This is a genomic window from Burkholderia sp. E168m22 (assembly GCF_001319805.1).
GTDB lineage: Bacteria > Pseudomonadota > Gammaproteobacteria > Burkholderiales > Burkholderiaceae > Burkholderia > Burkholderia orbicola.
Genome location: NZ_BBSK01000053.1, coordinates 1 through 22,615 on the forward strand (window position 1 = coordinate 1; position 22,615 = coordinate 22,615).

At 65.6% G+C, this 22,615-nt stretch carries 18 protein-coding genes and 1 pseudogene; 7 read left to right on the plus strand and 12 right to left on the minus strand.

Annotated features, from left to right (window positions below; all coding sequences use genetic code 11):
* Positions 1–242 (minus strand): annotated as a pseudogene (locus tag AP428_RS14240) (site-specific integrase); the annotation flags it as partial.
* 382 nt (positions 243–624) lie between these two features.
* Between AP428_RS14240 and AP428_RS14245 the strand changes: the two are divergent.
* From AP428_RS14245 to AP428_RS14255, 3 genes are all read left to right on the plus strand, one after another.
* Positions 625–2,229 (plus strand): TIGR04222 domain-containing membrane protein, encoded by a 1,605-nt coding sequence (locus AP428_RS14245; RefSeq protein WP_011546731.1) that lies wholly within the window; start codon positions 625–627, stop codon positions 2,227–2,229.
* A 238-nt stretch (positions 2,230–2,467) separates the two neighbouring features.
* Positions 2,468–4,387 (plus strand): tetratricopeptide repeat protein, encoded by a 1,920-nt coding sequence (locus AP428_RS14250; protein WP_041489272.1) that lies wholly within the window; start codon positions 2,468–2,470, stop codon positions 4,385–4,387.
* Positions 4,388–4,453: 66 nt separating this feature from the next.
* Positions 4,454–5,206 carry a WbqC family protein gene (locus AP428_RS14255; RefSeq protein ID WP_011694087.1) on the plus strand — a complete coding sequence of 251 codons (753 nt, stop codon included), beginning with the start codon at positions 4,454–4,456 and terminating at the stop codon, positions 5,204–5,206.
* Between the two features lie 107 nt (positions 5,207–5,313).
* Here AP428_RS14255 and AP428_RS14260 read toward each other — a convergent pair whose 3' ends face one another.
* The 8 genes from AP428_RS14260 to AP428_RS14295 all read right to left on the minus strand — a co-directional run bounded on the left by AP428_RS14260 (position 5,314) and on the right by AP428_RS14295 (position 14,505).
* The gene (locus AP428_RS14260) at positions 5,314–5,727 is read right to left on the minus strand and encodes a hypothetical protein (RefSeq protein ID WP_011546728.1); all 414 of its coding nucleotides are present in this window, start codon (positions 5,725–5,727) and stop codon (positions 5,314–5,316) included.
* Between the two features lie 494 nt (positions 5,728–6,221).
* On the minus strand, positions 6,222–7,043 hold the full coding sequence (locus AP428_RS14265; RefSeq protein ID WP_011694088.1) for a methyltransferase domain-containing protein: 822 nt from the start codon (positions 7,041–7,043) through the stop codon (positions 6,222–6,224).
* Between the two features lie 103 nt (positions 7,044–7,146).
* Positions 7,147–7,611, minus strand: a complete 465-nt coding sequence (locus tag AP428_RS14270; RefSeq protein ID WP_011546726.1) for an N-acetyltransferase — start codon at positions 7,609–7,611, stop codon at positions 7,147–7,149.
* On the minus strand, positions 7,608–8,756 hold the full coding sequence (locus AP428_RS14275; RefSeq protein ID WP_011546725.1) for a DegT/DnrJ/EryC1/StrS aminotransferase family protein: 1,149 nt from the start codon (positions 8,754–8,756) through the stop codon (positions 7,608–7,610). Before AP428_RS14275 ends, AP428_RS14270 begins: the two co-directional genes overlap by 4 nt.
* 24 nt (positions 8,757–8,780) lie before the next feature.
* Positions 8,781–11,123 carry a tetratricopeptide repeat protein gene (locus AP428_RS14280; protein ID WP_054928239.1) on the minus strand — a complete coding sequence of 781 codons (2,343 nt, stop codon included), beginning with the start codon at positions 11,121–11,123 and terminating at the stop codon, positions 8,781–8,783.
* 261 nt (positions 11,124–11,384) lie between these two features.
* Complete coding sequence (locus tag AP428_RS14285) at positions 11,385–11,684, minus strand: flagellar protein FliT (protein ID WP_011546723.1); 300 nt, start codon at positions 11,682–11,684, stop codon at positions 11,385–11,387.
* A 25-nt stretch (positions 11,685–11,709) separates the two neighbouring features.
* A complete protein-coding gene (gene fliD / locus AP428_RS14290) occupies positions 11,710–13,218 on the minus strand; it encodes a flagellar filament capping protein FliD (RefSeq protein ID WP_011546722.1) in 1,509 nt (502 codons plus the stop codon).
* Positions 13,219–13,350: 132 nt separating this feature from the next.
* Positions 13,351–14,505 carry a flagellin gene (locus AP428_RS14295; protein WP_011546721.1) on the minus strand — a complete coding sequence of 385 codons (1,155 nt, stop codon included), beginning with the start codon at positions 14,503–14,505 and terminating at the stop codon, positions 13,351–13,353.
* A gap of 530 nt (positions 14,506–15,035) precedes the next feature.
* Here AP428_RS14295 and rpsU point away from each other — a divergent pair.
* The gene (gene rpsU, locus AP428_RS14300) at positions 15,036–15,248 is read left to right on the plus strand and encodes a 30S ribosomal protein S21 (RefSeq protein ID WP_006401410.1); all 213 of its coding nucleotides are present in this window, start codon (positions 15,036–15,038) and stop codon (positions 15,246–15,248) included.
* 162 nt (positions 15,249–15,410) lie between these two features.
* Here the strand turns inward: rpsU and AP428_RS14305 are convergent, their stop codons facing one another.
* Positions 15,411–17,534: a TonB-dependent siderophore receptor gene (locus AP428_RS14305; protein ID WP_011694089.1), complete on the minus strand. Its 2,124-nt coding sequence runs from the start codon at positions 17,532–17,534 to the stop codon at positions 15,411–15,413.
* 229 nt (positions 17,535–17,763) lie between these two features.
* On the opposite strand from AP428_RS14305, the gene AP428_RS14310 reads away from it, so the two are divergent.
* Positions 17,764–19,002 (plus strand): PepSY domain-containing protein, encoded by a 1,239-nt coding sequence (locus AP428_RS14310; RefSeq protein WP_054928240.1) that lies wholly within the window; start codon positions 17,764–17,766, stop codon positions 19,000–19,002.
* A gap of 91 nt (positions 19,003–19,093) precedes the next feature.
* Here the strand turns inward: AP428_RS14310 and AP428_RS14315 are convergent, their stop codons facing one another.
* Positions 19,094–19,696, minus strand: a complete 603-nt coding sequence (locus AP428_RS14315; RefSeq protein ID WP_006477342.1) for a DNA-3-methyladenine glycosylase I — start codon at positions 19,694–19,696, stop codon at positions 19,094–19,096.
* A 142-nt stretch (positions 19,697–19,838) separates the two neighbouring features.
* Between AP428_RS14315 and AP428_RS14320 the strand changes: the two genes are divergently transcribed.
* Positions 19,839–20,720 carry a BadF/BadG/BcrA/BcrD ATPase family protein gene (locus AP428_RS14320; RefSeq protein ID WP_054928241.1) on the plus strand — a complete coding sequence of 294 codons (882 nt, stop codon included), beginning with the start codon at positions 19,839–19,841 and terminating at the stop codon, positions 20,718–20,720.
* Between the two features lie 144 nt (positions 20,721–20,864).
* Complete coding sequence (locus AP428_RS14325; RefSeq protein ID WP_054928242.1) at positions 20,865–21,689, plus strand: Cof-type HAD-IIB family hydrolase; 825 nt, start codon at positions 20,865–20,867, stop codon at positions 21,687–21,689.
* A 131-nt stretch (positions 21,690–21,820) separates the two neighbouring features.
* Here AP428_RS14325 and aqpZ read toward each other — a convergent pair whose 3' ends face one another.
* Positions 21,821–22,564 (minus strand): aquaporin Z, encoded by a 744-nt coding sequence (gene aqpZ, locus AP428_RS14330; protein ID WP_006489324.1) that lies wholly within the window; start codon positions 22,562–22,564, stop codon positions 21,821–21,823.
* Positions 22,565–22,615: the final 51 nt, after the last annotated feature.

Consider the following 22,615-nt stretch of genomic DNA (forward strand, 5'->3'; position numbering starts at 1 on the left):
GCGTCTGCCGCTTTCGACCATTCGAGGGTAGCTTTCACCGCATCATCGAAGCTCGGGAGGGTGCCGAGTGCCTTGTATTCTTGCTTGCCCGCCTCGTTGCGTCTGCGAGCAATCCAGGTCCCGTCGCCCTCGGCGAGTTTACGGAACCCGACGTAGAGACCGGATTGAACCCGTGCAAAGTAGGGTTCCCGGCGTGGGGGCAGCTTGTCGCGTGCGGTCTTGCTGACGATAGGAGTAGCCATGATTTTCGTACGGAAATGGTACGGAAATTTTAGGCTGGATCTCGTTGGACGGCAATGCTCTTATTTTTCAATAAATTCAATGGATTATCGGGTTTCTTCGGATGTTCATGGACGGTCGTGAACCTATATTCCCGCCCTCCGAAGGCAGGGGTTGCTGGTTCGATCCCAGCCGGGCGCGCCAAATAGCCTGATTCCAGGCGTCGAATTTCCCGATCCGTTTTCCTGAAGTCGTCCAGGCGTAGCGTCACCGCACGGCATCGCATCGTCATCTGCCGGGCCGTTCCCACGCTATTCCGCCGCCTTTCCGTTGTGCGAGAATCGCCCGCAACGACAACTCCAAGCGTCGAGCGCGGCGGCCGTCCGCGCATCGCGCCGACTCCCGATGGCTGCCATCCCGTCTACTTCGACCGCAGTCGCTGCCTGCCCGCTGACCGATGCGCAGCAGGCGCTGCTCGCGCGTCTGCACGCGTATTCGCCCGATGATCCGCATGCGCCGCTGCCGTACAGCCGGCGCCTCGCCGAAGCCGAAGGCTGGTCGCACGACCACGCGCTGGCCGTAATCGACGAATACAAGCGCTTCGCGTTTCTCGCGCAGGCGGCCGGGCATCCGGTCACGCCGTCGGTCGCGGTCGATGCCGCGTGGCATTTCCATCTGCAGTACACGCTCGAATACTGGGACGTCTTCTGCGCCGATGTGCTGCACGCACGGCTGCACCATATGCCCGGTACCGGCGCGCCCGACGAGGCCGCCGTGTACGCGCAGCGCTACCGCGACACGCTGGACAGCTATCGTCGGCTGTTCGGCTGCGAGCCGCCGGCATCGATCTGGCCGCGTCCGGTCGACCGGCAGGCCGAGGCGGATGCAGAGGCGCGGCAGACCGAGCGCATGGCCGCCGTGGCGCCGCGCCGCGCATGGCGCGACCGTCTACCGAAACTCGTGTGGCCGGCGGCGGCCGCGAGCGTCGCCGCGACCTGCGCATCGGCGCAGGATCTCGACGTGCTGGACTACACGGGACCGCAGTTTCTCGCGTTCTACGTGCCGGCCTGCATTCTCGCGTTGTTGCTGATCGTCGCGCTCCAGGCCATCGAATTTCGCATCCGGCGCTGGGGCCGGCGCACGCGCAAGGCTTCGTCCGGGCTGAGCGCCGACGAAGTCGCCTATCTCACCGGCGGCGAAGCACGGGTCGCGCAGGTCGTGACGATGTCGCTCGCGCATGCGGGCGCGGTCGACTTGTGGAGCGTTCACCGGCAAGGCAGCTACGTGAAGATCGCGGATCTGGCACGCGCGGGTCGGTACGACGACTACTGCGCGTGGCTCAACGAGCAACCGTCCGGCACCGTGCGCTACGGCGTCTTTCGGGAGCGGCTTGCGAGGTACGCGCAGGAGGTCGTCGACGGGATGCGTGCGCAGGGCTGGTTCTGGGCGCCCGGCGAGTTGCGCGCGTCCCGGATGGCCGCGCGCGCGATCGCGTTGCTCGTGCTCGGCACCGGCGCCGCGAAGCTCGCGGTCGGTTTGAGCCGCGGGCGGCCCGTGCTGCTGCTGTGCATCTGCATGGCGGTGTTCGCGATCGCGTACCGGATCGTCGCTGGAAGGCTGACCGGCTTCGGGCGCGGCGGCGCCACGGCGGCCGGGCGCGCCGCGCTGCTCGAGCGCCGGAACGCGCACGATCCGCGGGCTGCGCGCGACGCGCGGCACGTACGCAGCGCGCGGGGAGCGTCCGGGATACGCGACGCCGAACGTGACGATCCGGACCCGTTGCTGTGGACCGCAGCGCTGTTCGGTGCAGGCGCGCTGGCCGGTACCGTATGGTCGGCGTATGCAGGCCCGGTGCTGGTGGCCTCGCAGGTGTCGTCGGCCGCCGCGGCGAAAGCGGGCGGTGGCACTTCGTCCGACAGCAGTTGCTCGTCGTCGAGCTGCAGTTCGTCGAGTTCGTGCAGTTCCAGCTCGTGCAGTTCGAGCAGTTGCGGGGGGTGTTCGTCGAACTGAGCGGACGGCCGGTGTCGTTCAGCGAGGCCCCGCCACGCACGGGGTGACGGGCCATCGCCCGAACAACCGCATGGAATGGGCTCAGATCGTCGCATCGCGTGCGTGCGTGCTTCGGTAACCTGTCAATCGACGCTCTCCGTGCCGAAACGGTCGCCCGGGCGCGACACGCGTCGCGCATGCCGGGCTGCCGCCGTGACGGCCGGACGGGATGAATGTCCGCCGCTTTGCCCAGCCCTCCATGACGACGCCAGCTTCCGACGTTTCCGCGTGCGTTCGACACGCCGCGACCTTGTGCCAGAACGGACAGTTTGCCGACGCACTGTCACGCGTCGCGCCGCTGCTCGATGCGCCTGCGGTGGACGTCGCGGCGCTGCACGTCGCGGCCGTCTGTGCGCTGGGCCTGAACCGGCTGGCGGATGCCGAGGCGTGGTGGCGGCGCGCGATCGACGCGATGCCGGCGTTCGAGCCCCCATACGACGGCCTTCACGCGCTGCTGCTGTCGCAGGAGCGCTTGCCCGAAGCCGAAGTGATCCTGCGCCGGCAGCTTGCCTGCGTCGCGCCGTTGCGCGCGTCGCACCATCACCGGTTCGGCAAGGTGCTCGAAGCGCTCGGCCGGCTCGACGAAGCCGAACAGGCGTTCGGGCAGGCCCTGTCGATCGAGCCGCGGTCGCCCGACGTGCTGACCGATCTCGGCAACCTGCTTCGCATCCTCGCGCGGCCCGCGGAGGCGGAGCTCGCGTACCGGCTCGCGATTGCCGTTCGCGCCGATCATGTGCTCGCGCACGCGAATCTCGGCGCGATCCTCGTCGACATGCAGCGGCTGCCGGAAGCGGAGGCGGCTAGCCGGCAGACCATCGCACTGTGTCCGGATCATCCGGAAGCGCATTACAACCTCGGCGTCGCGCTGCAGAACCTCGATCGCCTGTCCGAAGCGGAAGCGGCCTATCGCGACGCCATCCGCTGCCGGCCCGGCCTGCCGCAGCCACACAACAATCTCGGCTGCGTCCTGCGTGCGCAGGGCCGCCACGACGAAGCGGCCGTCGCGTTCACCGACGCGCTGGCGCTCGCGCCGCGGATGGCCGAGGTGCACTACAACCTCGGCACGACCTTGGCGCATGCGGGCCAACTCGACGAAGCCGAACGCGCATACCGTCGCGCGCTCGACCTGCGCGCCGACTATGACGACGCGCGCTTCGGGCTGGCGACGCTGCTGCTCGGCCGGGGACGATTCGAGGAAGGCTGGCGCCGCTACGAATCGCGCTACGAGCAGTCGACGTTCGTGCACCGCCGAACCCGCGAGGTACTGCGGTGCGCGCAGTGGCAAGGCGAGCCGCTAGCCGGCAAGACGCTGCTCGTGTGGCAGGAGGACGGCCTCGGCGATATGCTGCAGTTCAGCCGTTATTTCGCGGAATTTCGCGCGAGGCGGGCGGCGCGGGTGGTGTTCGCGTGCCAGCCGGCGCTGCATCGGCTGATGGAGACGGTCGACGGTGTCGACGCAGTGCTCGATCACGAGGCGGCCACCGCACAGGCCGGGCAATTCGATTACTGGACGAGCCTGTTGAGCGCGCCGATGCACGCGGGCACGACACTCGACACGATCCCGCCGCCGGTGCGGTTCGTGTCCGATCCGGCGTGCGTCGCGCACTGGGGCGCACGCCTCGATGCGTTGCCTGCCGGCCCGCGCGTCGGTCTTGTATGGAAAGGCAATCCGAAGCATCACAACGACGTGCACCGTTCGCTGCCGTCACTGGCATTGCTGACGCCGCTATGGAGCGTGCCGGGCGTGAATTTCGTGAGCCTGCAGAAAGGGCAGGGCGAGGACGAAGCGCGCCAGCCGCCGGGCGGGCTGCCGTTGCTGCACCTGGGCTCGGAGCTCGACGATTTCGCCGATACGGCCGCGATCGTCGCGCAACTCGATCTCGTGGTGTGCGTCGACACGTCGACCGCGCATCTGGCCGCATCGCTCGGCAAGCCCTGCTGGGTGCTGCTGCCGAATCAGGACGTGGACTGGCGGTGGATGCACGACCGTGAGGATTCGCCGTGGTATCCGGGCACGGTGCGGTTGTTCCGGCGCGGGCGCGGCGAGAGCTGGATTCAGATGGCCGAGCGGCTGCGGGGGGTGTTTGCCGCGCATTTCAGGGAGTGCGTCGATGCGTAGCCTGTTTGGCATGCCGCGCCGCTCTCCAGCCATTTTTTGTGCCGTTTGTCCGTCAGGGGTGAGGCGATGAAAGTCGCGATCATGCAACCGTATTTCCTGCCGTATATCGGCTACTTTCAACTGATTGGAGCGGTTGACCGGTTTGTTGTATACGACAACATCAAGTACACGAAGAAGGGGTGGTTCAACCGGAACCGCTTCCTGCTCAACGGCAGCGATGCGCTGTTCAGTATTCCGCTGAAACGAGATGCCGATTCGCTCGATGTTCGTGATCGCGAGGTGTCGTCTGATTACGATCCCGTGAAACTTGCCGCCCAGTTGAAGGGAGCCTATGTTCGTGCGCCGTTCTTTGAGCAAGGATTCAACCTCGTGAGCGCCGTGATCGACGCTGACGAGCCGAACCTGTTCAAGTTCATCAAGCGATCGATCGATGTCGTCGTGGATCGGCTCGGCATCGCCACGCGTATCGATGTGTCGTCGTCGATCGACGTTGATCCGTCATTGAAGGGGCAGAGTCGCGTACTCGCGATCTGCGAGTCGCTGGGGGCGACGACGTATGTCAATGCGATCGGCGGTGTTGATTTGTACTCGCACGAAGACTTTGCGGCGCGCGGCATTGATCTGCGGTTTCTTCGGTCGAGGCCGATCGAATACGGTCAGTTCGGGGCGCCGTTCGTTCCCTGGCTGTCGATCGTGGACCTGCTGATGTTCAACTCCGTTGCGGAAGTAAGGGACATGCTGACGGAATACGATTTGATTCAGGCAGTCCCTGCGAACGGGGTCGCGATGCCCGATACGGTGCAGCAGGTATCGGGGTGACCGGTCACGGCCGTGTCCTGTCGGGGACGCGGCCGTTCGAGCGGCTGGCCTTGCTTGTGCAGGTAGGGCGATACGCACGCGCGCTGCGTGCGCCGTGCAAATTGCGCTTAGTTTACCGGCTGAATCAGCAGCGTCGCCTGTCCGACGTTGTCGCCACAGTAGTCATCGCTGACGTAGGCGAAAACATCGTTGAGGTCGCTGGTCATCAGGATGACGGTGGGTTTGGCCGTGATTGCGGTGCCCCATCGGATGCTTCCGTAGCCGTAGCCGCCTTGCATCATCACGGTATCGATGTTGCAGCCATTATCGAGTGAGCCGCCACCGCAACTCATCGTGTTCGACACGAGAGAGACGGCGTATTGGCCCCTTGCGAGCCTGAATTTTGCCGACGTGCCGCCGGAGACGGTCCCGACGAAGCTGGAAAGGCAATTGGCTTTTGCATCGATCACGACGCTGGTGGCTGCGCTGCACGTCAAGGAAACCATGGCCGCGAGCGCGGCGACGATCAGTTTGGTACGCATCAGTCGAGTTCTCTCAATATTCAATTAGTTGGTATGTGCCCGGCGTTACCGCGAGTGCACCGGAAAACCGGTTTCTCTTGCCTGGATTGCACTTCGTGGCGAAGCGCGATAGGAGAAGGGGAATCCGGTGGTATGCGTCGCACCCGATGCTTGATTGACGCGCGATACAGTTGCCTCGCTCCGGCAGCGATTCAGGCCCGTGGCGTAAGTGTCGGCGCAATGCACACACGTCGATTCCTTTCGGAATTGCATTCGTTGCATGGCACTACACTTACTTTTGCTATAACGGCAGGTCTGTCCCGGAATTTAGGTTTTGCCTGTCATTGCGCGGATCAACCGGAGAGCGTCGGTCGCCATTCGAAATCGACTGCCTTGCCTGCTTCGGAAACGGCATTCGACTCGCGGCCACGCATTGCCGGCCGGTATGCGCGGGTCGTCCTGTCAGCTCACGTGAAGGACGGGGCATCGATGCATTTCGTCACATGCAGGCTGATCTAGAATCCCTTCCAGTAGTCGACGAATCCTTCCTTGTAGTGGAACCACGTGGTCTGGAGTTCGCGATTGATGGATGCAACCGTTTCGCCGATATGTGCGCACTCGTCGCGAAGCAGAACCCAGCACTTGGCCTGAGGACAGTAGAGCGATGCCCGATAGCCCCATTGCTCCATCAGGATGGTCATGCTTCGATTGGTATGAAAGGCGGTATGCACGGGGGGGCGCAAGTAGAACCATTCCGGGTCGTTCGGCACGCGTTCACAGACAACCGTGTGGATGACCAATGCACCGTCGTGATCGACCATGTCATGCACGAAATCGAGATCGCTGCGGCGCAGGACATGCTCGAACATCGCCGAATTGATCACGGTCTTGTAGCGACCGAGGTTGGATGGATCGATATATCTTCCCGAGCCATCGTTTTTCACGTAGAGATCGAAGATCGGCAGTTCAAGATCGTAGTATTTCGCCAGGACATTGCTCAACGTACCGTACCCGGCGGCATAGTCGACCATGTTGTCCAGGCGAATCACGCCGTTCTTTCCGAGCAGGGCGAGCATCATGGCCTGTTCGGCGTACGGCGGCTGGTTGCCCTTCGTTTCGTTGGCGGGATTCTCGATGTAGTGATGAAACTGCCGATTCAATTCACTCCATTTCTCCGCCGGTAGCGATTGATGTGTGCCGGACCAGACGAAGCCGCACTGCCGACATTTGTAATAGTCGACCTTGCCGATCGAACTCATGAAGTCGGAAAAAGGTCGCTCGGTATAGGTCTTCGAGAAATAGTAGTCGCCGTCGGCGTCGCAAATCATGCACTTCATTTTGTCGCGCTCTCTTTCTGCTGAGTGATGCGATAGGCGGCCGCCTGGTCGCGGAGCCGTGTTCAGTGACACCGGGCTTCGAACGTACCCGGTTCGAGCGATGTCACAACGTGCGTTCGAGCACGATGGCGTCCGATCGCGCATCGATCGGTTTGAAGCCCAGTCGCGCGTAAAAGTCGCGGGCGCCGGGATTGTCCGGATGCACCTCGAGGCGGCATCGCAGGAAACCTCGTGCACGGGCCAGCTCGAAGGTTCTGGTGAGCAGGCGTTCGCCAAGCCGGGTACGACGACGCGTCGGCGCTACCAGGATCAGCGTTACGTACAGTATTCGCGTCGCGTAGTCGTTACAGTAGAACGCGACGAAACCGTGACAGATGCCGTCCACTGCTTCGGCGACGAACTCGGCGCGCGCCTCCAGCTTGTCGAGATAAGCGGGTAGCGCGGTACGGATGAAGTCCGCGTTTCGCACCTGTTCCTGCTCGATCAGGTCGCGAATCGCGCTGAACGCGATGGTGCTGGAAGCGCATGAGGACGACCGCGCCAGGCCGCTGGTTGCCGGCGACGTCACACGTGCCCCTTGATGATCTTCACGATTCGTTCGACGTCTTCGTCGCGCAGCGCCGGGTAGATCGGCAGGCACAGCACGCGCTCGGATGCGTGCGCGGCGGCGGGCAGCAGCGACTTGTGCGCCGACGGCAACCCGCGATACATCGGAAATTCCGAGATGAGCGGGTAGAAGTAACGGCGCACATAAATTTCGTGTGCACGCAGCTTGCTGTAGAGCGCGTCGCGGCTGACCGGATATTCGTCGTCGACGAGAATCGGAAAGTACGAGTAGTTGTGTCGTACGCCGTCGCCGTGCTCGATGCATCGAAGTCCACGCAACCCGCTCAGTTGCTCGCGATACATGGCATCGATATGCGCACGGCGCGCGATTGCCGCATCGACATGCTGAAGCTGCAGCAATCCGAACGCGGCGTTGATCTCGCTCATCTTGCCGTTGATGCCGGGCGCCACGACCGTGACTTCGTCGACGAACCCGAAATTCTTCAGATGATCGATGCGTTGCTTCGTTTTCGCATCGGGACAGATGATCGCGCCGCCTTCAAAGGTATTGAATACCTTGGTCGCGTGAAAACTCAGTATCGACAGGTCGCCGTGCCGCAACAGACTGCCCGTCGGCGTGTGAACGCCGAACGCGTGTGCTGCGTCATAAATGACGCGCAGGTTGTAGTTGTCCGCGATTTTTTGGATCGCCTCGACGTCGCAGGGTCGGCCGTAGCAGTGCACCGGCATGATCGCGCTTGTCTGCGGCGTGATGGCGGCTTCGATCTTCGCAGGGTCCAGATTCAGCGAATCGGGGTCCACGTCGACGAACACCGGCTTGATGCCGTTCCACAGCAGCGAGTGTGCAGTCGCGACGAACGAGTATGGCGTCGTGATCACTTCGCCGGTGATTCGCAGCGCCTGCAGCGCGGTGACGAGTGCGAGCGTACCGTTCGCGAAAAGCGACAGGTGAGGCACGTCGAGGTAGTCGCATAGTGCGCGCTCGAATTGCTGGTGAAACGGGCCGCCGTTGGTGAGCACCCGGCTGTCCCAGATCTGCTGGAGGTACGGTATGAATTCGTCGAGTGGCGGCAGGTACGGCTGCGTGACGTAGATGCTGTCGCGAGGCAGTTGTGCGACGGACGACGCAGGCAGGCTGGCAGTCATGGTGATCCCTCTGTTGCGTGGAGGTCAGGCCTCGGTCGTGGCCGGTGCGGTCGCCGTATCGTCGAAAAGAGGCGTGTCGAAGGCGATCGCGGGCTCGCCCGCGCACCAGCGTGCCCACATCGTGCGCAGCGCCGACGACAGTCCGGCCGCGACGATCTCCGGGCGGAACGCGGCCGACTCGGCGCAGCGCGCGCGCAGGCCGGAGCGGAGCGCCTGAAGCGACGCAGTGTCTTTGCCGAGGGCGAGCGCTTTGGCAACGAACTCGTCCTCGTTTTTCGCTATGTATGTGTCGAGCCCGACGTGCATCAACCAGTTCGCACTGCCCCGGCCGGCCAGCGTCACGCCAGCGATGGTCAGCGTCGGCACGCCCATCCACAGGGCATTTAGCGTCGTGGTCGAACCTGTGTAAGGGAACGTGTCCAGACAGAGGTCGACGCCATGATGCTGTTGCAGGTAGACAGGAATGTTCGAGCGCCGGTGGAACGACAGGCGGCTGGCGTCGATGCCGGCCGCGGCAAACCAGTCGATCAGCACCCGCTGGTCTCCCTCGTTGCCGATTGCGCCGAGCGCCATGCGCGCGGTTGGGTCCGCATGCAGCACGCGCGCCCAGACGCCGATTACGTGGGGGCTGAGTTTATTCAGGCGGTTGAAGCTGCCGTACGTCGTATAGCCGTTCCGTAGCGCGGGCAAGACATTGACGGGCGGGCAATTTGCCGGTGGCATGAACGACGAGATGGCCGGCAGCCGCACGATCTGCTCGACGAACTGATCGTCGAATTCGCCGTGCGGCGCGACAAAGCGATCCGCAATGAAGTAGTCCATCGCGGCGAGGCCGGTCGTGGCCGGATAGCCGATCCACGACGCCTGCACGGGCGCCGCACGCTGCGCCAGCGCGACCAGCCGGTTACGACCGGTGTGCCCCGACAGGTCGATCACGATGTCGATGCGGTCGTTGCGCACGCGCTCGAGGAAGGCCGTGTCGCTCATGCCGGCGACGGTGCGCCACGTCGTGGCGTGGGCCTTGAAGCGCTCGGATACGTGATCTTCCTCGAAGTGATTGTGATAGAAGTGCATCGCAATGCCGGGATCGGCTGCGAGATGCTCGATCACGGGCACCGCGTAGGAGGCGACCGCGTGGCTGAACAGGTCGCCCGACACGAAGCCGACCTGCAGCTTGCGCGCCGGGTCGCGCGAGTTCGAGAACACGGCCGCGCGCTTGCGCTTGTGATTGCCGTAGCGCTCGCCGAACTTGCGGTGTTCGGCAATGAGCGCCTGCGGATCGAAGTCGCTGCTGTGCGTAATACAGAACAACATGCTGCTGTGGGTGACGCTGTCGGTCGGGTTGATTTCGATCGAGCGCTTCAGCCAGCGTATCGCTTCCTGCGTGGCGCCCTGTTCGAGCAGCACGAAGCCGAGCGTGCCGCACGGCGCAGCGGCGTTGGGCGCAAGCTCGACCGCGCGACGGCACGCCGCGATCGCTTCATCCGTGCGGCGCAGCGCGAACAGCACCAGACCGCGAATCCGGAAGGCCTCCGGGTGATCGGGCTGAAGCTGGAGCAGGCGCGTGCACTGCTCGTCGGCCTCCGCGAGACGGTTCACCATCCGCAGCGTGTCGGCGAGCAGCATGCGCACGAGCAATTCATCCGGCAGCAATTCGATCGTACGAAAGCCGGCCTCGATCATCTCCGCGAAGCGGCCTTCCCGGTGAAGCGATGCGGACAGCGCGCGCCAGCATGCACCGTCTTCCGGGTAATCGGCGACCAGTTGCTGCGCAAGCGCGGTGGCTTCCGCGTGCTTGTTCTTGTCGAACAGCGCCGCGTGCTTTTGCAGCAGCGTCTGATTGGGGCGCCGGACCGGCCTGCCGGCGTCGCTCTTCCCTGCGTGGCCGGCTGCGGTTTCCAGAACGATCGCCATGTCGATGCCGCTCGGCGCAACCGCGGCCGTCGCGAGCACGACGTCGGGCGACGCCAGTTGCGCGATCAGCCCGTCGAGCGCCGGGCCGTGCACGCCGCGCTGTTGCGCGATTTCGACCGCGATCCACGCGGCGGCCGTCTGCCCGCTGCGATGCAGCGCGTGAATGTAGCTAACCCAGTAGTAGCCGTTGTCCGGGCTCGCGCCGATGGCGGCTTCGAAATGCGGTACCGCATCAGCCGCCTGACCCGTATCGGCCAGCAGCACCGCGAGGTTGTAATGCGCATCGCCATGCGCGGGCACCGCGTCGAGGATGGCCTCGTACAGCGCCCGGGCGTCGTCGAACGCGCCGCTGCGCTGGCGCTCGAGCGCGTTCTCCATGACGAGCGCAATGTCCTGCGCAAGCTGCTGTTCAGGCGTGAGCGCGGCGGAGGCGGGCAGTTCGGTCGAGAACATGATGAGATCTGCGGAAAGTCGGTCGATACCATTATGGGTAGCGTGCCGTTGCGCCGATGCCGCGAGCTGACGGGAAAAGCCCGGTCAGTTTGGCCGATTGAGCGGTCGGCCGACGCCGGGGCGGTGCGAATTGCGGCGCCCCAAAAAAAAACGCCCGCACGAGGCGGGCACGGAGGCGAACGAGCACGCCCTCACATCAGCGCGTAGTTCTTGTTGTCGGGTTGGCGGCGCATGCGTGTCGAGCACGCCGCGCGGCGGGTCTTAACGGTTCGCGATGCTCTGGTACTGGCCGACGGCCTGCACGCGGCTCATTGCCGCCTGGTATTCGTCGGTCAGCTCCTGCTGCGCGCGCTGCGCGCCGGCGAAGATCCGGTCGTTGCTGGCCTGCATGCGGCGGATCGCGGCGATGCCGACGGGCGGCTGGTCGGTCGAGAGCAGCGCGACGAGCGACCAGCGCGCATCGACGAGGCGCACGGCCTCGGCCCAGTCGGCCATCGCGGCCGCGTGTTCGATGGCGTCGGTGAACGCGTCGATCTGCGCAATCAGTTCGGTCTGTTCCATCTGGGCTCTCCTGTCCGGCTAGCGGTCAGCTCTTGTTGTTCGCCAGCGCGCCGCCGCTGTTCGCGCCGCCGAACAGCTGGGTCAAGTATTGCGAGTTGCTGTTCATCGTCGCCATCAGCGTGTTGAGCGCGGTGAACTGCGCCTGGTACTGGCTCGTGAGCTGGGCTGCGTAGTTCGACAGCGTCGTCTGCTGCTGGGCGACGTTCTTCAGATCGTTGCTGAGCGCGGTAGTACGCGCGGCGATCAGTCCGTTCGTCTTCGTGTAGTTCGTGATGTTCGTCGTCAACTGCTCGCCGATCCCGTTGGTCGAGTTGAACAGCGACGCGACACCCGTCGGATTGTTCTGCAGCGCGCCGTTGAGCGCCGTGCTGTCGACCTTCAGCGTGCCGTCGGCCTGCAGCGTGACGCCGATCGACGCGAGGTTGACCGTCGAGCCGTTGCTGGTCACGCCGCTCGCGACGATCGACGCGAGTGCGTTCTTGATCGTGTTCAGCGTCGAGTCGCCGAGCAGCGGGCCTTGCGACGACGCGCCGGACGTGAAGCTCGACAGCGAGCCCATCGTCGTGACGAGCGTGTTATAGAGCGTCGCGAAATTGTTGATCGCGGCGGCCTGGGATTTCGTGTCGGTCGCGACCGTCAACGTTTGCGGCTGCGTGGCGCTGACGGCGGCGCTGGTCAGGTTCAGCGTGACGCCGGTGATCGCGCTCGTCACGGTGTTGCTCGCGCTGGTGCCGGCGATCCCGTTGATCGTGAACGCGGCGTCCTGCGCGGCGGTGCTTTGTTTCCACGCTGCGCCGCTATTCGCGGACGTGATCGTCGACTGGCCGCCCGTCGTGCTGGCCGTCGACGTGACGCCGAGGCTGGACAGGCCGTTGTCGCCGGCGACGTTGCTGAGCGCGACGCCGATCGTGCTCGCCGCGCCGGTCGGCGTCGAGCTGAGCACGAGGTGCGCGCCGTCGCTGCCGTTGACGACCGACGCGACGATGCCCGGGTTGCCGGTCGCGGTGTTGATCGCGGCGGCGATACCGGACAGCGTGTTGTTGGTGCCGTTCACATCGACCGAGAACGACTGGCTGCCGAGCGACAGCGTCATCGTGCCGGTGCCGAGCGCGGTCGACGCACCGAACGCGGCCGACGACAGCGACTGCGACGTCGCGATCTGCGTGACGCCGACCGAATAGCTGCCGGCCACCGCGCCGGCGCCCGCGGTCGCGGTGAGGCCGGTGCCGCTCGCGGTCGCGGTGAAGGTGTTCTGCAGCGAGCCGTTCGACAGCGTCGTGAGGCTGGCCTGCAGTGCGCTCAGCGCGGCCGACAGCGCGCCGTACGCGGAAATCTGGGTGTTGTCGCTGCTTTGCTGCGCGTTGAGCGCGGCGGCCTGACCGGCGGTTTTCGCATTGACGAGTGCCGTCACGAGCGAGTTGACGTCCATCGACGAGTTGCCGGTCGAACCGCTGATGATCGATTGGGCAGCCTGCTGCAGCTGGCTGTTGGCCGAATTGTTGGCGGCTGTGACGGCGGAATTGATCGTCGACATCGTAGTGCTCCGTGCGGCGGATGATCCGTGGAATTCTGGGTGAAGACCTGACGGCGGGGCAATGCCCCGCGCGCCAAGTGCCTGCGGCCGGGCCACGCATTACGCGGGGCCCGGCCGTGGGTTGCTACGCGATTACTGCAGGAGCTTCAGGACCTGCTGCGGCAGCGAGTTCGCCTGTGCCAGCACCGAGATGCCTGCTTGCTGCAGCACCTGGTTCTTCGACATGTTCGCGGTTTCCTGCGCGAAGTTCGCGTCGGTGATCTGCGACTGTGCCGACGACAGGTCGGTCGATTCTGCCTGCTGCGACGTGGCGATTGCCGTGAAGCGGTTTTGTGCCGCGCCGAGTGCCGCCTGCACGTTGTTCACCGTTTGCAGCGCGTTGTCGATCGACACCATCGCGACGTTCGCGCCGCTGACCGTGCTGATGTCGAGGTTCGACACGGTAGCCGGCTTGTTGACGGCGTTGATCTGGTTGATCGCATTGGTGATGGCCGTCTGCTGTGCCGCGGACGTGCCTGCGCCGGTTGCACCCGATTGCAGCGTCAGGTTGCCGACTGCCGTACCGGTGCCGGTGGTTGCGTTTGCGCCGAACACGGACTGGGCAACGGTTTGCGAGATGGCGCCGCCGTTCTGGTCGGTGAACGTGTAGCCACCCTTACCGTCGGACAGCACGTTGATCGCGGTGATCGTTGCGCCCGAACCGGTGTACGCGCCGTTGTTGTCGAGCGACAGACCCGTCACCGTACCCACCGTCTGGCCCTTCTGCACCAGGCCGCCGCCGATCTTCGCAGCCGACATGCTTTGGCTCAGGTCCAGCGAAATCGTCTGGCCGACGTTCGCGCCGACCTGGAACGACACGATGCCTGCCGAGCCGTCGAGAATGTTCGTGCCGTTGTACGTCGTTTGCGACGCGATACGGTTCACTTCCTGGATCTGCTGCGAAACTTCCTGTTGCAGTGCTGCCTGGTCGGTCGTGGACATCGTGCCCGTCGACGCCTGGACGGCCAGCTGGCGGATACGCTGCAGGCTGTTCGTCAGCGACGACAGTGCGCTCGAAGCCGTTTGAATCATCGACACGCCGTCGTTGGCGTTCGACACGCCCTGGTTCAGACCGTTGATCTGGGTCTGCATCCGGGTCGAGATCGCGAGGCCTGCTGCGTCGTCCGCTGCGCTGTTGATGCGCTTGCCCGACGACAGGCGCGTGATGGCCTGGGACAGGGCGTTTTGCGAGCCGTTGAGGTTCTGCTGTGCAACCAGCGAGTTGATGTTGCTGTTAATTCCGAGCATGGAAAAATCTCCTGTGTAAGCCGAAAGCCCTGGAAAGCCGTTTTGGCGTCGGCGGAAGCACTCGTTCATTGCTGGCCGCCTCAGAGCAGGATTTCGGCGCACCAAAACAAAACTTGAGGGGCACTTGGAGATTCGGCCCGATTTTTTATCCTTCTTTGTCATTTCGGACCGCCCCGGCACGGCGCTGGATTAAACGGGGGCAGAAACGGGCCCGATGCGGCTCCGGCACTCAGTCGTGACGCTGTGCACACACGACCGACAAAAGGGTGGTTTTGTCTGTGATTCCCTGCTATGATGGCGGGCTGAATTGAGATTTTCTGTCACGCCTTTGCCGGTTTCGGCATGTCTGCTGGCAGTCAAACGCGGCGCTGCACGCGGTTGTGAAGCGTACTCGCGGTGCTTTCCGCCTCTCTTTTCCGGCCTCCGAGGCCGTATTTCCGCTCGTTTCGCCTGTTGTGGGGACGCTCGGATGGCCGGTGCGTGGCGCTTGGCCGCTACGTTTTTGACCGTTTAAGCAATTTAGGAACGACATGACGACGATTCTTCTGAAAGAAAACGAGCCGTTCGAAGTGGCGATTCGCCGCTTTCGTCGCGCTATCGAAAAAAATGGCCTGATCGCTGAACTGCGTGAGCGCCAGTCTTACGAAAAGCCGACCGCAGTCCGCAAGCGCAAGAAGGCAGCAGCCGTCAAGCGCCTGCACAAGCGCCTGCGCAGCCAGATGCTGCCGAAGAAGCTCCACTAAGAGCGTCTGACGGTTCGCCGCGAAACGGCGGAGTGTGCCTCGAAAGAGGCCGCTCCGCCGTTTTGCTTTTGCAGGCCGGGAAAATCCCGAGGCTGCGGTGGCCGACGGGCCGGGCGGCGGCGCCGGCCGGGGCCTGCGGTATGCAGCCGCCGGCCGCTGCGTTCAGAAGTCGATCTTCGCGCTCAGGCTCACCGTGCGCGGATCGCCCGGCTTCACGTAGTCCGCGTACTGGTATTCCCAGTAACGGCGGTTCAGCACGTTGTCGATCGATGCGCGCAGCGTCACGTCGTGGCGGCCGACCCGCGTCAGGTAGCGTGCGCCGGCGTTGACGACGAGAAAGCCCGGCGCGTCGAGGCCGCCGGCCGCGCGCAGCGGCGTCGCGCCGGTGAATTTCGCGTCGACGCCGAGCGTCAGCCCCGGCACGCCCGGCACCGCATAGCCGAGGTCGCCCGCGAGTACGAAGCGCGGCGCGCCGGCGACACGGTTGCCGTTGTTGCCGATCCCGTTCGCGTACCACGCGTCGAGCAGCATCGCATCGACGCCCGCGTTCCAGTGCGCGCCGAATTTCGCGCGCGCGCCGACCTCGATCCCCTGAATGATCGATTCGCCATCCTGCACGTAGACGTTCGCGGCGTTCGCGTATTCGGCGCTGCGCTCGATGCGGAACAGCGCGGCCGTCGCACTCCAGCGCGCGTGCTCGCTCTTGATCCCCAGCTCGTACTGCTTGCTGCGCAGCGGCTTGAGCACCTGTCCCGCGTTCGCGTAGACGTCGTTCACGCGGCTGCCGGGCTCGAGCGACTCGGCGTAGCTCGCGTACGCGGTGGTCGTCGGCGCGAGCTTGAACATCACCGCGAAAGTCGGCGTCACCACGCCGTTCTGGCGGTAACCGGGGTCCTCGGCGCCGCTTGCCTGGAACGCGCGCTGCTCGTAGTTCATGTAGCGCACGCCGGCCAGCACCGACCAGCGCTCGGTCAACTGCACGGTGTCGCTCGCGAACAGCGATTTCTGCACGATCTCGCTCGTGCGGTACTGGATGAAGCCGTGCGGACTCTCGTAGCGGTACGGATTCGGCGCATAGAGGTTGCCGGCGCCCAGCGGCACGAACACGCTGTTCGCCGAATAGTCGTTCGCCTGCTTCTGCCACGACGCGCCGAGCACGATCTGGTGGCTGAACGGGCCCGTGCGCACCTTGCCTTCGACCATCGCGCGCCATTGGCTGAAGCGGTGATCCTCCATGCCGACGTAGCGGCTGTCGGTGTAGTTGCCTGCGGCGTCCTGCAGGTACAGGGTGCTTTCGTTGCGTCGGCGTGTCGCCTTGCTGTAGCTGTACGCGACGTCGAGCTGCCAGTCCGGCGCGAGCTGGTATTGCAGCCCGGCCGTATAGAGCTGCAGGTTCGTGTTCAGGTACTGGTCCTTGCCACCCAGGTTCGTCGACCCGCCGCTGATCGTGGCGGGCAGTGCGCCACCCGGATAGCTGCCGGTGAAGATCGACGGCGTCTGGCCGGTCGTGCGGCGATCCTGGTACAGCGCACCGAACGACACGGAGAGGTCGCGCGTCAGGTTCGCCTGCAGTGCGAGCGACACGCTGTCCCGGCGGATGTTGCCGTCGTTGTACGTCTTGCCTTCCTCGTGCGTCGCATTCAGCCGCGCGCCGAACATGTCGTTCGGCCCGAAGCGCTGGCCGAGATCGACATGCTCCGTCCACACGTTGGTGCTGCGGTAGTTGACATCGACGCTGCGCACCGGCTCGGCGCCCGGCTGCTTCGTCACGTAGTTGACGACGCCGCCCGGCGTCACGAAGCCATACAGGAAGCCGCCGAGCCCCTTCAGCAGTTCGACGCGCTCGAGCTGCTCGTACGGCATCGTGATGCCGTACGTGACGAACGGCAGCCCGTCGATCTTGTAGCCGTTCTGCCAGTCGAGCTGCATGCCGCGCACGGTCATGTAGCTGGCCCACGCGCTGTACGCGCCGCTGTTGTCGGACACTGACGCGTCGTTCGCGAACACGTCGCCGAGCTTGTACGGCTGACGCGCCTCGAGTTCTTCCGACGTGACGATCGTCGTCGAGAACGGCGTGTCCAGCTGGCGGCGGGTGCCGAGTGCACCGGTCGAGATCGTGTCGGTCAAGTGTTGGGGTGAATCGTGTGCGGCCGTGATGTTCAGGGCAGGCAGGACCGCGGCGTCGCCGGATGAATCGTCCGCATGCGCGAGCGAGGCGGCAAGGCAGGCGAGGGCGGCGGCCACGCGGCGTGGACGGACAGGAGGGCGGGCAAGGCTGACGGTCATGGCGAGCGAGCAAAAATGCGAGTAAGAATCATTCGCATTGCGTTAAAATGTCGCGCATCGTATCAAAACCCGCCCACCGCGCAACAATTCCATGCCGCGTACAAGGGCATCCGGCCTTGCCTGACCTGGCCGGATGACCGTTGTGCGGCGCCCGACATCGAATGAACTGCCTCCCGTCGAATCGCGGCCGCCGCTCGTGCCGGCCCGCCTTCCTTTCGCTGCGCACGCGATGAATGCGTTCCTGCGACCGTTTCTCGTCCGCCTGCACCGTTGGTTCGGACTTGCCATCGCGCTGTTCCTGTTCGTCGCGGGGCTCACCGGCGCATTGATTGCGTGGGACCACGAGCTCGACGCGGCGCTGAACCCGGATTTCTATATCGCGCGCAGCGGCGCGGCGCCGCTGGCGCCGCTCGAACTCGCGGCGCGCATCGAGGCGGCCGATCCGCGCGTGCAAGTCACCTATCTGCCGCTCGCGGTCGAACCGGGGCACACGCTGCAGGCGGGCGTGATGCCGCGTACCGATCCGGCGACCGGCCAGCCGTATGCACTCGGTTTCAGCCAGATCGCCGTCGATCCCGCCACCGGTGCGGTGCAGGGCCGCCGCGAATGGGGCGCGCTGTCGCTCGCGCGGCTCGACCTGATGCCGTTCATCTACCGGCTGCACTATTCGCTGTTCCTGCCCGTGTACGGCGGGATCAACTTCGGGTTCTGGGTGATGGGCGTCGTCGGCATCGTGTGGGCGATCGACAGCCTGATCGCGCTGGTGCTCGCGTTTCCGAACCTGAAAAGCTGGCGCAAGTCGTTCGCGTTCCGTGTGCGGCGCGGTGGCTATCCGCTCGTGTTCGACCTGCACCGCTCGGGGGGCGTGTGGGTGTGGGGGCTGCTGCTCGTCGTCGCGGTCACGTCGATTTCGATGAACCTTGCCGTTCCGGTCGTGCGCCCGTTGGTCTCGCTGATGTCGCCGCTCGCGGAGACGCCGTACACCAATCCCGAGCATTTCCCGCCGGCCCCGGCGGGCAGCCAGGTGCTCCCGCGCGAGCGGATCGTCGAGATCGCCCGCTCGGCCGGCCGCGACGCGGGGATCACCGCGCCGCCGGGTGCGCTGCTGTTCGCCCCGGCGATGAACGTCTATGCGGTCGGGTTCTTCACGCCGGGCAATGACCATGGCGACGTCGGGCTCGGCAATGCGTGGCTGTACTGGAATGCGGTGACCGGCAAACCCGTCGCGGCGCAGGTGCCGGGCCGCGGTTCGGCTGGCGACCTGTTCATGCAGGCGCAGTTTCCACTGCACTCGGGGCGGATCGCCGGTGTCGCGGGACGTGTCGCCGTGAGCGTGCTCGGCATCGTGATCGCGATGCTGAGCGTAACGGGCGTCTGCATCTGGGTGAAGAAGCGCAGCGCACGCGGGCGGGCCGCGCGGAGCACGCGGCCGGTCGTGCCGGCGTCGTCGTCGCGCGCCGCGCGGTAAGGGCCGGGCGGCAAGCACCAAGCACCAAGCGGACGGTGCTATCGTCGCAGGTCGGCGGCGCGGCACCGGCGCCGAACTTGCCTCCGCGCCGTCAGCCCGCCTTGCGCCGGCGGGCCGGCTGCTTGCCGCCGAGCGCCGCGCATTGCGCGTGGCACGGGCAGCCGGCTTCGTGATCGTTGACCATGCCGGTCGCCTGCATCAGCGCATAGCAGATCGTCGAGCCGACGAACTTGCAGCCGTACGCCTTCAGCGCCTTGCTGAGCGCGTCGGACTGCTCGGTCGACGCGGGCGCGTCGCGGTATGACTGCCACGCATTCTGGACCGGCGTATCGCCGACGAACGACCACAGGAACGCGGCGAGCGAGCCATGCTCCTCGCGGATGCGCTGCACCGCGCGCGCGTTGGTGACCGCCGATTCGACCTTCGCGCGATTGCGCACGATGCCCGGGTTCTCCAGCAATTTCTCGATGCGCTTGGGCGTGAAGCGCGCGACCGCATCGACGTCGAAATCGGCGAACGCTTCGCGATAGCCCGCACGTTTGTTCAGGATCGTCGACCACGACAGCCCGGCCTGCGCGCCTTCCAGGATCAGCATTTCGAACAGGTGGCGATCGTCGTGCGACGGCACGCCCCACTCGGTATCGTGATAGTGAGCGTCCGCTTCCGTCTTCACCCAGTTGCACCGCTGCGACATCGTCTGCCTCGTTTTCAGTGTCGATTCGATCGCGCCAGCATAGCGGAAGCCCTTTTGGCGGGATAGCCGGCCGAACGGCAGATGGGCGCGCGGCGCCGATCCGGTTAAGCTTGGCGCCTGTTCGAATCAGCGGGATGAAGGCATGGCGGCATTACTTTTTGCGATCGGCATCGACGGCGGCGGCACGGGCACGCGCGCGGTACTGGCCGACCGGCATGGGCGCGAGCTGGCGCAGGGGCGCGGCGGCCCGTCGGGGCTCGGTCTCGGCATCGAGCGGGCATGGGCGTCGATCGGCGCGGCGTGCGCGGACGCATTCACGCAGGCCGGTCTCGCATTCGACTGGTCGCAGTGCGCGCTCGGCTGCGGGCTGGCCGGCGTCAACAACGCGGCGTGGCTCGCCGCATTCCGCGCGCAGGCGCCGCTCGGCGCGCTCGCGATCGAGAGCGACGCGTATACGACGGTCGTCGGCGCGCATGGCGGCGCGCCGGGGCTCATCGTCGCGCTCGGCACCGGCAGCATCGCGGCGGCGCTCGACGCGGCCGGCGCGTGCCGAATCGCGGGCGGCTTCGGCTTTCCGTCCGGCGACGAGGCGAGCGGCGCGTGGCTCGGCGTGCGCGCGCTCGCCTACGCGCAACAGGCGCTCGACGGCCGCGTGCCGCGCGATGCGTTCGCCACGGCCCTGCTCGCGGAAACGGGCGCGCAGGATCGCGATGCGCTCGTCCAGTGGTCGTGCGACGCGAACCAGACGATCTATGCACGTCTCGCGCCGATCGTGTTCGCGCACCGCACGCATCCGGTCGCGCGCGCGCTGATCGCGCAGGCCGGCGACGAGATCGGCAAGATGATCGACGCGCTCGATCCGCAGCACGCGTTGCCGGTCGCGCTGTGCGGCGGGCTGGCGGACGCGCTCGCGCCGGCCGTGCCGGCACGGCACGCCGCGCGGCTGCGCGCGCCGCTCGACGATTCGGCGCATGGTGCGCTGCGGCTCGCGCTCGAGGCGTTGCGGGCGGCGGAGGTGGGCTAAGCCAAGCCGAGCGGGGTGCGTACGGTGAATGCCGCGTCGCAGCAGCGTCGCGCGCGGCGCCTGGCCGGCAACCGCCCGGCGCGCTACCGGGCACGACGTTAAAATGACGCTTCCTCCGTGCCCCGAGCGCCACTCTCCCGCCCCATGTACAAAGTCATCGCCACCGATCTCGACGGTACGCTGCTGAACAGCGACCACCAGCTCGACCCGTACACGATCGACACCGTTCGCCGGCTCGACCGCGACGGCGTGCAGTTCGTGATCGCCACGGGGCGCCACTATGCGGACGTCGCCGGCATTCGCGACGTGCTCGGCATCCGGCCGTACCTGATCACGTCGAACGGCGCGCGCGTGCATGCGCCGGACGACACGAAGATCCACGCGCAGGACATCGACGCAGCAATCGTGCGCAGCCTCGTGCAGCCGGCAGTCCTCGGCGCGCACGGCCGCGTGATCGTCAACCTGTTCACCAACGACGGCTGGCTGATCGACCGCGACGCGCCGCACCTGCTCGAATTCCATCAGGATTCGGGCTTCCGGTACGACGTGATCGACATGGCCGCGCACGACGGCGCGGATATCGCGAAGGTGCTGTATATCGGCGAACCGGCCGACCTGGCGGTCGTCGCGGAGCAGATGCGCGTGCAGTTCGGCGACGCGCTGTACGTCACGTACTCGCTGCCCGACTGCCTCGAAGTGATGACCGCGAACGTGTCGAAGGGGCGCGCGCTGCGCGCGGTGCTCGCGCGGCTCGGCGTCGATGCCGGCCACTGCATCGCGTTCGGCGACAACATGAACGACATCGATCTGCTCGAAACCGCCGGTCATGCGTTCATGATGAACAACGCGAACCCCGACCTGATCGCGCAGCTGCCGCACGTCCCGCGGATCGGCAACAACTTCGACGCGGGCGTCGCCCGCCATCTGCGCACGCTGTTCTCGCTGGAAGACGACGTCGTCGCGTCCTGAGCGTCCGCCCCGGGCGCGTTTCCCGCGCGGAAATGAAAAACGGGCGCCAGGGGCGCCCGTCGAAATTGCCTGCCTCGATGTTCTTCGACAGCGTGAGGCTCGCTGCTCTGCTCGCTTGACCCCGTAGTGTTTTATTCGCTTGTGCGAGCGGATGCCGGCAGCAGGTCGACGGCGTCGTCACGCCCGGCGACCAGCGGGTAGATGATCCCCGCGAGTACCGCGCCGATCAGCGGTGCGACCCAGAACAGCCACAGCTGGCCGATCGCGTCACCGCCCACGAACAGCGCCGGGCCGGTCGAGCGCGCCGGGTTCACCGACGTGTTGGTGACCGGAATCGAGATCAGGTGAATCAGCGTCAGGCACAGCCCGATCGCGATCGGCGCGAAGCCGGCCGGCACCCCGCGCTTGTCGGTCGCGCCGAGGATCACGAACAGGAAGAAGCCCGTCATCACGACTTCGCAGATGAACGACGCGGCGAGCGAGTAGTGGCCGGGCGAGCGATCGCCGAAGCCGTTCGTCGCAAAGCCGCTGCCGACGACGTCGAAACCCGGCTTGCCGGTTGCGATCAGGTACAGCACGAAGGCGCCGAGCGTGGCACCGACGACCTGCGCGACGATGTACGGCGCGAGATCGCGTGCCGGGAAGCGGCCGGCGACCGTCAGGCCGACGCTCACCGCCGGATTCAGGTGGCAACCCGAGATGTGGCCGATTGCGAATGCCATCGTCAGCACGGTCAGGCCGAAGGCGAGTGCGACGCCGGCAAAGCCGATGCCGAGGCCCGGAAAGGCGGCGGCCAGCACGGCGCTTCCGCACCCGCCGAGCACCAGCCAGAACGTGCCGAATACCTCTGCAGCGAGACGCTGAGAAAGATTCATGTAAGGACCTCGTCCAAGTGGGTTGAAGACCCCGGCCGACGCAACGGATTT

Excerpts from the sequence above, each read along its gene's own strand:
- AP428_RS14245 (WP_011546731.1), top strand. The coding sequence starts at position 625 with ATGGCTGCCATCCCGTCTACTTCGACCGCAGTCGCTGCCTGCCCGCTG.
- AP428_RS14250 (WP_041489272.1), top strand. The coding sequence starts at position 2,468 with ATGACGACGCCAGCTTCCGACGTTTCCGCGTGCGTTCGACACGCCGCG.
- AP428_RS14255 (WP_011694087.1), top strand. The coding sequence starts at position 4,454 with ATGAAAGTCGCGATCATGCAACCGTATTTCCTGCCGTATATCGGCTAC.
- AP428_RS14260 (WP_011546728.1), bottom strand. The coding sequence starts at position 5,727 with ATGCGTACCAAACTGATCGTCGCCGCGCTCGCGGCCATGGTTTCCTTG.
- AP428_RS14265 (WP_011694088.1), bottom strand. The coding sequence starts at position 7,043 with ATGAAGTGCATGATTTGCGACGCCGACGGCGACTACTATTTCTCGAAG.
- AP428_RS14275 (WP_011546725.1), bottom strand. The coding sequence starts at position 8,756 with ATGACTGCCAGCCTGCCTGCGTCGTCCGTCGCACAACTGCCTCGCGAC.
- AP428_RS14280 (WP_054928239.1), bottom strand. The coding sequence starts at position 11,123 with ATGTTCTCGACCGAACTGCCCGCCTCCGCCGCGCTCACGCCTGAACAG.
- AP428_RS14285 (WP_011546723.1), bottom strand. The coding sequence starts at position 11,684 with ATGGAACAGACCGAACTGATTGCGCAGATCGACGCGTTCACCGACGCC.
- fliD (WP_011546722.1), bottom strand. The coding sequence starts at position 13,218 with ATGTCGACGATCAATTCCGCCGTCACAGCCGCCAACAATTCGGCCAAC.
- AP428_RS14295 (WP_011546721.1), bottom strand. The coding sequence starts at position 14,505 with ATGCTCGGAATTAACAGCAACATCAACTCGCTGGTTGCACAGCAGAAC.
- rpsU (WP_006401410.1), top strand. The coding sequence starts at position 15,036 with ATGACGACGATTCTTCTGAAAGAAAACGAGCCGTTCGAAGTGGCGATT.
- AP428_RS14305 (WP_011694089.1), bottom strand. The coding sequence starts at position 17,534 with ATGACCGTCAGCCTTGCCCGCCCTCCTGTCCGTCCACGCCGCGTGGCC.
- AP428_RS14310 (WP_054928240.1), top strand. The coding sequence starts at position 17,764 with ATGAATGCGTTCCTGCGACCGTTTCTCGTCCGCCTGCACCGTTGGTTC.
- AP428_RS14315 (WP_006477342.1), bottom strand. The coding sequence starts at position 19,696 with ATGTCGCAGCGGTGCAACTGGGTGAAGACGGAAGCGGACGCTCACTAT.
- AP428_RS14320 (WP_054928241.1), top strand. The coding sequence starts at position 19,839 with ATGGCGGCATTACTTTTTGCGATCGGCATCGACGGCGGCGGCACGGGC.
- AP428_RS14325 (WP_054928242.1), top strand. The coding sequence starts at position 20,865 with ATGTACAAAGTCATCGCCACCGATCTCGACGGTACGCTGCTGAACAGC.
- aqpZ (WP_006489324.1), bottom strand. The coding sequence starts at position 22,564 with ATGAATCTTTCTCAGCGTCTCGCTGCAGAGGTATTCGGCACGTTCTGG.